Consider the following 13162-nt stretch of genomic DNA (forward strand, 5'->3'; position numbering starts at 1 on the left):
TGCTTCCGTTTGACACGAACCCGTTAGATGTAAGGGGACGCAAATGACAGGTAGTGGAAACTACTTAAAGTAGTAGCTAGTAGAGTGAGGGCTATGCCCGTATTGTGAAAAACCCCCGGCTACGCCGGGGGATATTTTTTTAAACAGATTAAGTAAAATTTTGTCACATAAAAAACCCCGCTTAAAGCGGGGTTTTTGTTCAAACTAAAAGACGAATCCTAAGGAGAACGACGCCCCTGCGGAGGCGGGAACGTCAGCTCCCTCCACTTCTGCCGTTTCCGAGCTTATGGCTCCCGCCAACTCCATTTGGAAGCGGGCTATCTTAAATCCTAAGCCCAATGTGTAATACATGGAAGAGTCAGCCTCTGCCAAGTTTTTATTAATCCCGGCTCTTAACGGTAAGCTGAAGGTTTTGCCTTTGGCAAAGTCCCACTCGGCGCCGATGGCCAGCTGGCGGGATTTAAAGTTAGCGATAGCCGTTTCATTTTCGGTTAAGTCCAAATCGGCCGCCAAAACAAGCGTACGAAGCGGCTCTATGGCTATGCCGGCGCGGATTTGGGGTTTTAATTTGTAGTCGCCCGTCTGCCAGCTTTGGGCGATAGCGTCCGGTATGCCTTGCGGCAAGCCCGGCCTGTCAAATTTAGGGGAGTTGATGTTGCGCGCCGTTAAGCCGATTACCGGGTTAAACAGTATTTCCCGGTCCGTCAGGCGGGACAGATTTACCTTGGCCCCCAGGTCCACCCCCAGCTGGGCAGAGGTTTTTTTGTTGTCCCACGCGTCGCTGGCTACGTCAGAGAGGGACTTGTCGTCTTGCAAAACCAAAATTCCCGTTTGGGCGATGGTTCCCTCAATCAGTTTTAAATTCCCGCCCACTTGCAAACCGGGTATGACTTCCTGCGCGTACCCTAAAGCGATTTCGGAGAAAAGGCCTAAATCCGCCATGGCGCGGCTTTCGTTTTGTTCATAACCGTTGCCGCCGTTATGCTGCGCCGCGGTTTGGATAATATCGGCGGCGTTGGGCAAATTGGAGGCGGCCGTTTGCGCGGCGGATAGCACTTCCTGCGCGGAGGAGCCGGCGCCTAAAGCGGTATTGATGAAAGCGTTTGCCATGTCGGCAGCGGAGGCGTAATTGGTTTGCAGTAATGTATTGATAGCGTCCAGCGTGTTGGTGTCCGTAATGGTTTGGGCCAGTATTTGCGCGGCGCGCTGGCTGTCTGTTTCCGCGGGCAGTGCTGTGCTGTCGCTAATATTCAAACCGGCGGTGCCGCCTTGATTCCCTAAGCCCACATTGACCGTGTCAATAACCGGCGTCACGCCCATAGTGCCTAAAGAACGTACGGATACGGCAAAGTTTTTAATTTTTATTCCCAGCCCGGCGTCCGCCCCTACTACGGCGCCCAGGTTGTTTTTGGTTAAGTCTGAAATGTCGGACAAGCCCTCAAATAAAGTGGAAATATCCTGCGCGTTGGGCGCGCCGCCATAGGATATTTTATCGGATAAATTTTTATAGCGGTCGGACAAATCGTTTAAATTATCCAAGGCGTTCATTACGTCTTTGGTTGTTTCCATTTGCAGACCGGCGCTAAGCAAAACGTTTTGTATTTCTTGGTCCGTATCTTTTAAAGCGGCGGGGTTCCAATATTGGGCGTCTGCCCCATATGCGGTAGCCACCCCGGCGCCTCCCATGCCCATCGCTCTGGGGCCCACCATTTGCCAAGGCTGTGCGTTTAAGGTAAAAGCGCTTGCGCTAAGCAGTACGGCCAGTAAAAACCGTTTCATTTTTTCTCCTTATAAATATTAAGATTTGAGATATCATAGCAAATAGCATGTTGGGGCGCAAGGAAAGATATTCACATGATGAAAGCTCTATAAAAAGGGGTTCCTGTTTTAGGAACCCCTTTGGCTATTTTATAAACACAAGCAAGTTTTTGTCGGTAGAGTAAGGATATGCTTTTTTTAGTTTTTTCTGTTCTTGTGTGGCGTTTAGTTTTTTAACCGCTTCTTCGTTGGGGTATATCCAAAAAATATCTTTGGCGTTGTCCATTTCTTGGGTAAAGAAGGATATTTGGTCTGAAGCTTTATTTATTCCAGTCCATAGCAGGTGCCGTCTTGGCACAGCCCGTTTGTTTCGGCTATGTTGGATCTGTTTTCATAAAAGATTTTTTTATTTTCGGGCAGTTGTTCCATCGGAAGCAGTGAAATTAACAAGTAATCTGCCACATGCAACATGGGGGCTAAATCCATTGAATAGGTCGCGGCGATGTGTCCGTCCCCGGCGTGGACGATAATGATGTCATAAAACGGCCGCAGCGCGTTAATGCGCCGTGCCCATTGGCGGTTGCGTTCCCGCACTCCCCAAGGGGATACGCTGACTAAGTTCAAGGTAGACAAGGCCAAATCCTCCAGTTTATCTTGCGCTAGGTTTAAAGAGGGCACTTTGTCCTCTGGCGAGGCATAGACGGCAAAAGGTCCAATCTTCACAATAGATGTTTTTTCTTGCGTTATCCAGATGAAATCATCAAGGGCTAACTGGTCTATGTTTGCCTGGTCGGCCGCGCGAAAAACCGGCATATAACCCTCTGAGATATACAGATTTGTTTTTTCTCCGGCCTTTTTTAACAGGCCGGGCGCTTCATCTCCCAGCCAGTTTAAAAATTCACTGGCTAACAAAATGCGGGCATGAGGGTTTTCCTTTCGGATAATTCGGATTATATTTGCCGCGTGATCAATAGAGGAAGCCGCTTCATGGTTAATGGATTCCGCAATAAAAATGGTGTTTTGTCCTTTTATTAATTGGGAGTAGGGGGGAAGCCCTAGCGCATGATAAAAAAGGTTGGAATTGGCGTCTTCTTTAAGGGTTCCCAGCTGGTTGTTTAATAAATGGTTTTCCAACTTAGTAGAAGCTTTTTCCACTTCTTTTACATGTTCATTTTGTTTTAAAAACTCCTGCCAAGACAAGTGGGAAATTTTCTCATTTTGTAATTGTTCCAATACCTGATTTAGGGAAAGGGTTTCGCTTTTTTGTTGGGCTTTTTGTGTTTGAGTACGCAAAATACTTTCCAGCTGGTTTGTGCCGGCTTGGGCCCACAGTGGACTGTTTATGAGTAGAGCCAAAAAGTATAGAGTAATATCTTCATATTATATATATTATAGTCTTTTTAAACGAACTTTCCATATTTATAACTCATCATATGCTGTAAAGGGGTGGCCCCCCTTTTCTGGCGGGCAAAAAAAAGGTATCCTGTATTATATATTTTCTATTGGAGGGCTTATGCCTGAAAACCCCGTTTTGGAACGCATATTATTTTCTGAAGAACAACTGGCGCAGCGCACGGCTGAGTTAGGGCGTCAAATTTCGGCCGATTACCGCGGCAAACTGCCGCTTTTTGTAGGTATTTTGCGCGGGTGCATTATGTTCTATGCCGATTTGATGAAAAACATCAGCGTGGATTGCAATATGGATTTTATGTGCCTTTCTTCCTATGCGGGGACAAACAGCACCGGCCAGGTGCGCACCATGCTGGATTTGCGCGAAAGCATTAAAGGCCGCCACGTGGTGATCGTGGAAGACATTGTGGATACGGGGCTTACGCTGGACTACTTGACCGCCAATTTAAAAAGCCGCGGCGCGGCCAGCCTGGAAATTTGCTGCTTGCTGGATAAACCCTGCAACCGCAAAGCGGATATCCACCCGAAATATGTGGGTTTTACCGTAGAAAATGAATTTGTAATCGGGTATGGTTTGGATTATAACGAGCTGTACCGCAATTTACCGTATATTGGGGTATTTAAGAAATAATGAAAAACAAAAACACAAATAACCGCAGAATTGTTTCCGTGGGCCAGATTATGGTCTGGATAGTTATTTTTGCGGCGGCCGTATTCTTTTTTAACAATCCGGGGGAAAAACCTTCCATATTGGATTATTCGGAGTTTAAACAAAAAGTGGCTTTGGGGGAAGTGTCTGACTTAACGGTGGCCCCCGGCGTAATCAGCGGTTTGTATAAAAACGAAAAGGGAGACTTCTCCAAATTCAAAACCGTTCGTATGGAAGACCCCAAACTGGTGGAGGAACTTTCCGCCGGTAAAATTAAATTCAAGGCCGAGCAGGACAACAGCTGGCTGAGCAATATTTTATTTAACATTTTATGGATTGTGCTGTTGATCGGTTTCTGGTGGTTTGTTTTTATCCGTCCGCAAAGAAGCGACGGAAAAAGCGCCATGAATTTTGCCCGCAGCAAAGCCAAAATGCAGGATCCTTCCCAGCAAACCGTTACATTTAAAGACGTGGCCGGCTGTGAAGAAGCCAAAGAAGAGCTGGAAGACGTTATCAAATTTTTAAAAAATCCCAAAAAATTCCAAAAATTGGGGGGCAAACTGCCCAAGGGCGTGCTTTTGTACGGCGCACCCGGTACGGGTAAAACGCTGTTGGCTAAAGCCGTAGCCGGGGAAGCGGGCGTGGCGTTTTTCTCAGCCTCCGCCTCTGAATTTGTGGAAATGTTTGTGGGTGTGGGCGCTGCGCGCGTACGCGATTTGTTTGACCAAGCCAAAAAGAACTCCCCCGCCATTATTTTTATTGACGAGCTGGACGCCGTGGGCCGCCGGCGTTTTGCCGGTATCGGCGGCGGGCATGACGAGCGCGAACAAACCCTCAACCAGCTGCTTATTGAGTTGGACGGTTTTGAAAGCAAGCAAGGCATTATTTTGATGGCTTCCACTAACCGCCCGGACGTGTTGGACCCGGCCCTCATCCGCCCCGGCCGTTTTGACCGGCACATTTCCGTGCCCGCTCCGGATTTAAAAGGGCGTGAAGAAATTTTGGGGGTGCACGCCAAGAAAGTGAAACTTGCCAAAGATGTGGATTTAAAAACCATTGCCAAAGGCACGCCCGGTTTTGTGGGGGCGGATTTGGCCAACGTCATTAACGAGGCCGCCATTTTGGCCGCCCGCGCCGATAAAGACGCCGTGGACCGCGCGGACTTGGACGAAGCGGTGGAACGCGTCATAGCCGGCCCGCAAAAGAAAAGCCGCATCATTTCTAAAAAAGAACAGCAAATTATTGCCGCGCACGAAGTGGGCCACACCGTGGTGGCGCGCTTAACCAATCATTCTGACCCGGTTCATAAAGTAACCATTATCCCCCGGGGGCAGGCGTTGGGGTATACGCTGCAGCTGCCGCTGGAAGACAAGTTCTTAACCAGCAAATCTGAAATTTTGGACAAGATTTGCATTCTATTGGCCGGCCGCGCGGCGGAGCAAATTGTGTTTGGAGAGATTACCTCCGGCGCCAGCGATGACCTGAACAAAGCCACCGCTTACGCGCGCAAAATGGTGATGGAGCTGGGCATGAGTGATAAAATAGGCCCTATCGCCCTGCCTAACGGAGACGACGGGGAAGTGTTTTTGGGGAGAGACTTGTCCCGCCATAAAGTGTATTCGGAAGAAATGGCCCGCAGCATTGATGCGGAAATTGTGGATTTGATTAAATCGTCTTATGAACGCGCGCAGGAAATTATTTTAAGCAACCGCGCCGCGTTTGATAAATTGGTGCAGACGCTGCTTGAAAAAGAAGTGGTGGAAGCGCCGGAAATAGACGTTATTTTGGGCTTGAAACCCGCTGTGCAGGAAGAACCCCCGCAGGAAAAAGAGGCTTCTTCTTCCGGCAAGCCCGCGCAGGACGAACCGCAGGAAGAGCAACCGAAGGCGCCGAAAGCTGTGCAGCCGGAGGCTAAACAGGCGGAGCTTTTCTAAACGTTTGTGTTTGTGCCGCAGGGTATTACCAGCGTGGAGGGCGTTGCCCCCCGCGCACAAGGACTTGTATATGGGAAAATATTTTGGAACGGACGGTATCCGCGCCGTAGCGGGTACATTTCCGTTGACGAGTGATTTTATTGAAAAATTAGGCTGGTGCGCGTTGGACGAATTAAAAACATACGCCCAAGCCGAAGGTTTAAAAAACCAAGTAATTATCGCGCAAGATTCCCGCGCTTCCGGGCCTGCTATCCTGCAGGCTCTGCAAAAAGGCATCCGCGCCGCGGGCGTAAACGTTATCAGCGTAGGCGTGGCACCTACCCCGGCGGTAGCCAATATTGTTCGCCAAACGGGCAGCTTGTGCGGGGTGGTTATTTCCGCCAGCCATAACCCGGCGGAATTTAACGGCATTAAATTTTTTACCAACCACGGTACCAAACTTCCCGAGGCGCTGGAAGCAAAAATAGAAGCTCGTATAGACGCGTGCGCGGCGCTTCCGGCCCCTAAAGCCCACTATCAAGAAGACGAAAGTTTAATTGATTTGTACGAGAATTTTTTAAAATCCACCGTGGACGCTTCTTTATTAAAAGGCACCAAAGTAGTGTTGGACTGCGCCAACGGCGCCAGCTATAAAATTGCCGCCAAAGTATTCCATGATTTAGGCATGGATTTGGTAGTTACCGGCGCCAAGCCGGACGGCACCAACATCAACCGCGGCGTCGGCGCGCTGCATACCCAGTTTATGCAGGATTTAACCGCCAAAGAAAAAGCCTATGCCGGTTTTAGTTTTGACGGAGACGCGGACCGCGTCATCGCTTCGGACGAAAACGGCCGCCAGCTTGACGGGGACAATATCATCGCCTCTTCCGCCTTGTGTCTTAAGCAGGAAGGCCGCCTAAACGGCAACAAAGCCGTGCTTACCATTATGGCTAACCTGGGCTGTATTAATTATTTAAAACAAAACGGCATTTGCGTGGAACTCACCAAAGTGGGGGATAAATACGTTTCGGAAGCGTTGGAAAAAGAAAACCTCTCTATTGGGGGGGAAACGTCCGGCCATATTATTTTTAGGGAGTTTTCCAACACGGGGGACGGTATCCTTTCCGCATTGCAATTTTTGCAATGCGCCAAAAAATCCGGCAAGCCGTTAAGCTGGTTTGGCGATCAATGGAAAAAATATCCCAGTCTGTTGCGCGCGGTGGCGGTTTCTTCTAAGCCGGCGTTAGACACGCTGGAAGGTTTTTTGCCCGCGGTGTCTGAGTTGGAAAAACAAATGCAGGGCCGCGGACGCATTATTGTGCGTTACAGCGGCACGGAACCCAAACTGCGTATTTTGGTGGAAGGGGAAGACGAGGCTTTGGTATCCCGTATCGCGCAAGAAGTGGAACGATTATATCTAAGCAAGACGGAGGTGCACTTATGAGTTTAGCTTTAGGGGTGAATATAGACCATATCGCCACCCTGCGCCAAGCGCGCCGGGCCGGTTTTCCGGATCCCCTTTCTTATGCTTTTTTGGCTTTGGCCTGCGGGGCTGATTATATTGTAGTGCACTTGCGCAAGGACCGCCGCCATATCCAGGAAGAAGACCTGGCCCGCTTGTGTAAAAAACTGCGCAAACACATTCATTTGGAATGCTCCTACACGCCGCAAATGCAGGAAGCGGTTTTAAAATATAAACCCTATTCCGTTTGCATTGTGCCGGAGCTGCCGGGCGAGGTAACCACTACGGGCGGTTTAAAATTTACCCCGGCCGTACAAAAACGCGTGGGGGAAATGGTGGAAGCGTTGCATAAAAAGGGCATACAGGTAAGTTTGTTTGTCAGTCCGGAAGCGTCCGACATCCGCGCCGCCGCCAAACTGGGGGCGGATATAGTGGAACTTTGCACGCGCGATTACAGCGAAGCCACCACCAAAAAACAAGCCCAAAAATTATTGCAGGATTTAGCGCTTTCCACCCTGCTTGCCAAAGAGCTGGGGCTTAAGGTGCACGCCGGGCACGGGCTGGATTATGATAACGTGCTGGCCGTGGCGGACATTGGCGGCATGGAGTGCATGAATATCGGTTTTTCCATTATCAACCGCTCACTGGAAGTGGGCTTTCCTTCTGCCGTGGCAGAAATGAAAGAGCTGATGTAAAAAGCAAACAGAAAGAGGATTTTTTATGTGCGGCATTATCGGCTACGTCGGCAAGAAAAACAGCGTCCCTTTTATTATAGACGGACTGAAAAAATTAGAATACCGCGGTTATGATTCCGCCGGTATTTCCATTTTGCAGGAAGGAAAATTGGTCACGGTGCGTTCCGTAGGCAAAGTGGCGGAATTGGAAAAAGCCGCCCTGCTTGCCAACCCCAAAGGGCAGTGCGGCATTGGCCACACGCGCTGGGCTACGCACGGAAAACCGTGTGAGGAAAACTCCCACCCCCATACGGACTGCACGGGGGAAATTGTTGTCGTGCACAACGGCATTATTGAAAACTTTTTAACCTTGCGGGAAAAACTCTCTTCCCTTGGTCACCGTTTTAAAAGTGAAACGGATACAGAGGTCATTGCCCATTTAATTGAGGAAAATTTAAAAACAGCCCCCGGCGCCACGCCCAAAGAACGTTTGATTAACGCTGTGCGCAAAACCAACGGGGAAATTTCCGGCGCGTACGCTTACGGCGTGTTATGGGCGCGGGTGCCCGGGTTTTTGCTGGGGGTGAAAAACCAAAGCCCCATGGTAGTGGGCCTTGGAAAAGAGGAAAATTTTTTAGCGTCTGACGTTCCCGCTTTTTTAAAACATACCAATAAAGTTCTTTTCTTGGAAGACGGCGAAATGGCCGAACTGACGGAAACCGGCGTGAAACTGTTGGATAAAAACGGCGCGGAAAAACCGCTCAAACCCGTTAAAATTAATTGGGACCAAAAGACTGCCGAAAAGGGCGGGTACGAGCATTTCATGCTCAAAGAAATTTATGACCAGCCCCAAGCCATAGAAGACACCCTTCGCACCGCGCAGACCGATTTTGGCAAACTGCTTAATTTAAATACGCGTGAGCTGCGCGCTTTGCAGCAAGTGCATATCATTGCCTGCGGTACGGCCTATCATGCGGGGTTGGTTGGCAAGTATTATATTGAAAACTTTGCCGGCATTCCCGTAACGGTGGATTTAGCGAGCGAATACAAATACCGCTGCGTTCCCCGTACGGCGGGTACGCTGGCTATTGCGGTCAGCCAGTCGGGCGAAACGGCCGACACCATCGGCGCCATACGCAAAGCCAAAGAACTGGGTTTTAAGACGTTGGCTATTTGCAATGTATTGGCCTCCACGCTTACGCGCGTGTGCGATGCTACTTTTTACACGCACTGCGGGCCGGAAATCAGCGTGGCTTCCACCAAAGCGTTTACCAGCCAGCTGACTTCGCTGTATGCGCTGGCGTTGTTTTTGGGCAAAGCCAAAGGAAACATAAGCGAAGCGGCTTTTAACAGTTTATATAAAGAACTGCTTACTCTTCCTAAATTCATGACGGACGCCGTAAAAATAGAATATGAGGTGCGCCATATTACCAAACGGGTATATAAAGCGCCTCATTTTTTGTTTTTAGGCAGAAACGTGAACTTCCCTATCGCTTTGGAAGGGGCGTTAAAATTAAAAGAAGTTTCTTACCGCAGCGCGGAAGGATTTGCCGCGGGGGAAATAAAACACGGGCCTATTTCTATTATAGAAAAGGGCACCCCCACCATTGTTCTTATGCCGGCGGATTCATTGTTTGACAAAATGCTTTCCGCCTGTCAGGAATGCCGCGCGCGCGGCGCCTTTGTGATAGCCGTTACCACGCAGGAAGGCGCCCGCCTGGCCAAAGACAGCGTGGATAAAACCATTATTCTTCCCTATGCTGGGGAACTGTTACAGCCGGTATTAAACGTGGTGGCGCTGCAGTTCTTTTCTTATTGGACGGCCAAACGTTTGGGTTGTGAGATTGACCAGCCCCGTAATTTGGCTAAAAGCGTAACGGTGGAATAATGGCGATTGTGGGGTTGGGCACGGATATTGTGGAAGTGCAGCGCATAGCGGATTTTGCCAAAAAGCCCGGCGCGTTGGAGCGGATTTTTTCCGCCGAAGAAATTGCCTATTGCCGCGCCCGTAAAAATTGTTTTGAACATTTGGCCGTACGTTTTGCCGCCAAAGAGGCGGTTTACAAAGCCTTGCCGTTTGGCGAAGTGGCTTTTAAAAAAATAACGGTACATAACGGGCCGGACGGAGAACCCCGTATTAATATAGATGATGAAAGGTGCGCCGGTTTGCGGTTTTTTATCAGTCTGTCCCATACACAAAATTATGCCGTAGCTACGGCGGTGGTGGAAAATGCGCGAGATTAAACGTAAGACCATAAAATCTTTTTTGCCCAAAAGAGGGGCTGATTCCAACAAAGGCACTTTCGGCCGGGTGTTGGTGGTAGCCGGTTCCAATACCATGACGGGCGCGGCGGTGTTGTGTGCCAAAAGCGTTTTAAAAGCCGGGGCGGGGCTGGTGGTACTGGCTTTGCCTCAAAGCCGCCAGGCGGCGGCTATTGCCGCTTTGCCGGAAGTGATTACTTTCCCCTTGCCGGAAACGGACGGCGTGATTGATTTGCGCGCGCTGGGCGTGCTGGATGCTTTGCTAAAGGCTTTTAACCCGTGTTTGGCGGTAATTGGGCCGGGGCTGGGAGCATCTCCGGCGGCGGTTCCTTTTATGAAGCAGTGTCATTTGCCTTTGGTGGCGGATGCGGACGCGCTGAACCGCTTATCCGCAAGCGGGTTGGACAGCGTCTTCCCGCGTGAGCAAATTACCGTGCTTACACCCCATCCGGGGGAAATGGCCCGCTTGCTGAAAACCGATATCGCCCGCGACAAAAAAACCCGGGAACAGCAAGTGCGTACATTAAAAGAAAAGACGGGCGCGGTCTGCCTGTTGAAAGGGAAGAACACCCTTTTGTGCGCCGGGGATGAAGTATGGCAAAACCCTACCGGCGGCAGCGCATTAGCCAAAGCGGGCTCGGGAGACGTACTGTGCGGCTTGTTGGCCGGTTTTTGGGCGCAGTTAGGATTGGCGGAAGGATTTAACTTCGCCAGCGCGCAAAAAGCCGCCGCCTGCGCCGTGTATTTACACGGTCTAAGCGGAGATTTGGCCGCCGGAGATTTAACAGATTATTGTGTTATGGCCGGTGAATTGCTGGACTACCTGCCAGACGCTATTAACCAAGTATTAAAATAAAGGAAACGCACAATGCATTGGTGGCATATTGTATTGCTTATTTTAATTTGTTTGGCCGCGTCCGCTTTAGGGCTGGTGTGGCTGTGTGCGTATACGGCTAAAAAAGTACTGCACCCGGTATCTAAACGCAAGGCGCTGTATCTGTGGCCGGACGAATATAAAATGCCTTATGACAATGTCTATTTTACCACGGAAGATAAAGTAAACATCAAGGGCTGGTTTATCCCGTATGACGGCGCTGAAAAGACCATTATTTTAATGCACGGCTGGGGGATGAACCGCTCTGACATTTTAAAGAATACGTATTTTTTGCACGATTTAGGTTTTAACTTGTTGTATTTTGATTTCCGCGCTTTGGGTGAAAGCGGCGGGAAGGTAAGTTCCATCGGTTATTTGGAAACGCGGGACGTGCGCGCCGCGATTAAATATTTAAAGGAGACCCGGCCGGAATCCTGCAAAAAAATAGGACTATACGGCTTGTCTATGGGGGCAATGGTGGCCATTTGCGAGGGGGCTTCCAACCCGCAAATCAGCTGTGTGGCGGCGGAAGCGTCTTACTACTCGTTTAGGAGGGTGGTTTCCCGCTGGGCGTGGGTACATCATAAGGTGCCTTCCTTCCCCATTATCCCCATTGTGCTGCACTATATCCGGCGGGATTTGCACGTTAACCCGGAGCGTTACAGCCCTAAATATAATATCGGTAAGATTGCTCCCCGGCCGGTGCTTATTATTCACGGGCGTTATGACAGTATTGTTCCCGCCGCCCAGGCCAAGCTGCTGTTTAAACGCGCGGGAGACCCCAAAGAAATTTGGCTGGTTCCCGGAGCCAAACACAACAAATGCGCGGAAGTGGGCGGTTTTGAATACAAACAACGCCTGAGCGATTTTTTCCGCCGTTATTTATAACGGCGCTTGTACCGGCCGCCTAAGGGCGGCTTTTATATGAGGATTTGGGCAGTATGAATACAAAGTTAGTTATTTTTGATTTGGACGGCACCCTTTTGGATACCATCGCGGATTTGGCCGCCTCGGCCAATTATGCGTTAAAAACATTGGGTTTCCCACCGCGGGGGGAGGAAGAATGCCGCTCTTTTGTGGGCAACGGCGTTACCAAACTGTTGGAACGCGCCCTGCCGGACGGTGCCAAAACGCCTGAAAATATAGAAAAAATGCGTGCCGTTTTTCAAGCGCATTATGATAAGCACAACGCGGACGCCACATCCGTTTATCCCGGCATTATGGATGTATTAAAGACATTGAATTCCCGGGGGGTTAAACTGGCGGTTGCCTCTAATAAATACCACAGCGCCACTGAAAAATTAATTAAGCATTACTTTCCGGAAATCCCTTTTTGTTGCGTATTGGGAGCGCGGGATCATGTGCCGGTTAAGCCGAATCCGCAAATTGTGGTTGATATTCTGCGCGCGGCCCAAACCCCTAAAGAAGCCGTATTATATGTGGGAGACAGTGATGTAGACATGCAAACCGCTTTAAACGCTTCTTTGCGCGCATGCGCGGTGTTGTGGGGGTTCCGTTCGCGCGAACAGCTTGCCCCTTATAACCCTTCCTGTTGGGCGGGGAAGGCGCAGGATATTTTAAAGCTTTTATAACAGAGCAGGGCTTTTGTAGGATAAAATCAATATGGCGGCTTTTTTATATGTAGGTTTAGGCGGTTTTTTGGGGGCGGCGCTTCGTTACGGCGTAACGCTGGGCGCGGCGGCGCTTATGTGGCGTGGACATTGGGCCACGCTGGCGGTAAACGCCGCGGGCAGTTTGCTGATTGGCTTTTTAGCTCCGTATTTTGATTCTCCTTCCCACCCGGCCCGTTTGTTTTTGGTGGTAGGCGTGTTGGGCGGGTTTACCACGTTTTCCAGTTTTTCGCTAGATACCTTAACTTTGTTAAACGGGAAAGAAACCGGGTTGGCGTTATTAAATGTTTTTCTAAATATAACCGTTTGCTTGCTGTTTGTTTGGTGTGGGTTTAAACTGCACAGGCCTTTTTAAAAAGAAAAACAAAAAGCCCTTCTTTAAGAAGGGCTTTTTTATAACTACTGCTCACAATAAACCCCGGGCGTAAGCCCGAGGGATGGAGTGTGTATCCCCAAATCTTCATATTTAGTACCATCTCAATATGGAACTTACCAAATTAAGTCACTGCGTTTATCACTGCCGATACCA

At 49.6% G+C, this 13162-nt stretch carries 12 protein-coding genes; 10 read left to right on the forward strand and 2 right to left on the reverse strand.

Features of this window, described 5'->3' with window-relative positions; genetic code table 11:
- Positions 1-204 precede the first annotated feature (204 nt).
- On the reverse strand, positions 205-1779 hold the full coding sequence (gene traF / locus ACQY33_RS07050; RefSeq protein ID WP_428075309.1) for a conjugal transfer protein TraF: 1575 nt from the start codon (positions 1777-1779) through the stop codon (positions 205-207).
- Positions 1780-2082: 303 nt separating this feature from the next.
- Positions 2083-3114: a hypothetical protein gene (locus ACQY33_RS07055; RefSeq protein WP_428075311.1), complete on the reverse strand. Its 1032-nt coding sequence runs from the start codon at positions 3112-3114 to the stop codon at positions 2083-2085.
- A gap of 157 nt (positions 3115-3271) precedes the next feature.
- Between ACQY33_RS07055 and hpt the strand changes: the two genes are divergently transcribed.
- The 10 genes from hpt (at position 3272) to ACQY33_RS07105 (ending at position 12988) form a co-directional block, all read left to right on the forward strand.
- The gene (gene hpt, locus ACQY33_RS07060; protein WP_428075313.1) at positions 3272-3799 is read left to right on the forward strand and encodes a hypoxanthine phosphoribosyltransferase; all 528 of its coding nucleotides are present in this window, start codon (positions 3272-3274) and stop codon (positions 3797-3799) included.
- 50 nt (positions 3800-3849) lie between these two features.
- A complete protein-coding gene (ftsH, locus tag ACQY33_RS07065) occupies positions 3850-5751 on the forward strand; it encodes an ATP-dependent zinc metalloprotease FtsH (protein WP_428075315.1) in 1902 nt (633 codons plus the stop codon).
- Between the two features lie 70 nt (positions 5752-5821).
- Positions 5822-7174 carry a phosphoglucosamine mutase gene (glmM, locus tag ACQY33_RS07070; protein WP_428075317.1) on the forward strand — a complete coding sequence of 451 codons (1353 nt, stop codon included), beginning with the start codon at positions 5822-5824 and terminating at the stop codon, positions 7172-7174.
- The gene (locus ACQY33_RS07075) at positions 7171-7887 is read left to right on the forward strand and encodes a pyridoxine 5'-phosphate synthase (protein ID WP_428075319.1); all 717 of its coding nucleotides are present in this window, start codon (positions 7171-7173) and stop codon (positions 7885-7887) included. Before glmM ends, ACQY33_RS07075 begins: the two co-directional genes overlap by 4 nt.
- A 25-nt stretch (positions 7888-7912) precedes the next feature.
- A complete protein-coding gene (glmS, locus tag ACQY33_RS07080; RefSeq protein WP_428075321.1) occupies positions 7913-9754 on the forward strand; it encodes a glutamine--fructose-6-phosphate transaminase (isomerizing) in 1842 nt (613 codons plus the stop codon).
- Positions 9754-10110 (forward strand): holo-ACP synthase, encoded by a 357-nt coding sequence (gene acpS / locus ACQY33_RS07085; protein ID WP_428075323.1) that lies wholly within the window; start codon positions 9754-9756, stop codon positions 10108-10110. Before glmS ends, acpS begins: the two co-directional genes overlap by 1 nt.
- On the forward strand, positions 10097-10984 hold the full coding sequence (locus ACQY33_RS07090; protein ID WP_428075325.1) for an NAD(P)H-hydrate dehydratase: 888 nt from the start codon (positions 10097-10099) through the stop codon (positions 10982-10984). The genes acpS and ACQY33_RS07090 overlap by 14 nt, the downstream gene beginning before the upstream one ends.
- 12 nt (positions 10985-10996) lie before the next feature.
- Positions 10997-11890: an alpha/beta hydrolase gene (locus tag ACQY33_RS07095; RefSeq protein WP_428075327.1), complete on the forward strand. Its 894-nt coding sequence runs from the start codon at positions 10997-10999 to the stop codon at positions 11888-11890.
- A 53-nt stretch (positions 11891-11943) separates the two neighbouring features.
- Positions 11944-12594, forward strand: coding sequence for an HAD family hydrolase (locus ACQY33_RS07100; protein ID WP_428075329.1), 651 nt, complete (start codon positions 11944-11946; stop codon positions 12592-12594).
- 31 nt (positions 12595-12625) lie between these two features.
- Positions 12626-12988: a fluoride efflux transporter FluC gene (locus ACQY33_RS07105; RefSeq protein ID WP_428075331.1), complete on the forward strand. Its 363-nt coding sequence runs from the start codon at positions 12626-12628 to the stop codon at positions 12986-12988.
- Positions 12989-13162: the final 174 nt, after the last annotated feature.

The organism is Candidatus Avelusimicrobium aviculae (genome assembly GCF_949292495.1).
In the GTDB taxonomy this organism is placed as follows: domain Bacteria; phylum Elusimicrobiota; class Elusimicrobia; order Elusimicrobiales; family Elusimicrobiaceae; genus Avelusimicrobium; species Avelusimicrobium aviculae.

Bases quoted from the DNA above. Each gene is read 5' to 3' on its own strand.
- ACQY33_RS07100 (WP_428075329.1), top strand. From the start codon at position 11,944: ATGAATACAAAGTTAGTTATTTTTGATTTGGACGGCACCCTTTTGGAT.
- ACQY33_RS07075 (WP_428075319.1), top strand. From the start codon at position 7,171: ATGAGTTTAGCTTTAGGGGTGAATATAGACCATATCGCCACCCTGCGC.
- ACQY33_RS07105 (WP_428075331.1), top strand. From the start codon at position 12,626: ATGGCGGCTTTTTTATATGTAGGTTTAGGCGGTTTTTTGGGGGCGGCG.
- ACQY33_RS07095 (WP_428075327.1), top strand. From the start codon at position 10,997: ATGCATTGGTGGCATATTGTATTGCTTATTTTAATTTGTTTGGCCGCG.
- acpS (WP_428075323.1), top strand. From the start codon at position 9,754: ATGGCGATTGTGGGGTTGGGCACGGATATTGTGGAAGTGCAGCGCATA.
- ACQY33_RS07090 (WP_428075325.1), top strand. From the start codon at position 10,097: ATGCGCGAGATTAAACGTAAGACCATAAAATCTTTTTTGCCCAAAAGA.
- ftsH (WP_428075315.1), top strand. From the start codon at position 3,850: ATGGTCTGGATAGTTATTTTTGCGGCGGCCGTATTCTTTTTTAACAAT.
- glmM (WP_428075317.1), top strand. From the start codon at position 5,822: ATGGGAAAATATTTTGGAACGGACGGTATCCGCGCCGTAGCGGGTACA.
- hpt (WP_428075313.1), top strand. From the start codon at position 3,272: ATGCCTGAAAACCCCGTTTTGGAACGCATATTATTTTCTGAAGAACAA.
- glmS (WP_428075321.1), top strand. From the start codon at position 7,913: ATGTGCGGCATTATCGGCTACGTCGGCAAGAAAAACAGCGTCCCTTTT.
- traF (WP_428075309.1), bottom strand. From the start codon at position 1,779: ATGAAACGGTTTTTACTGGCCGTACTGCTTAGCGCAAGCGCTTTTACC.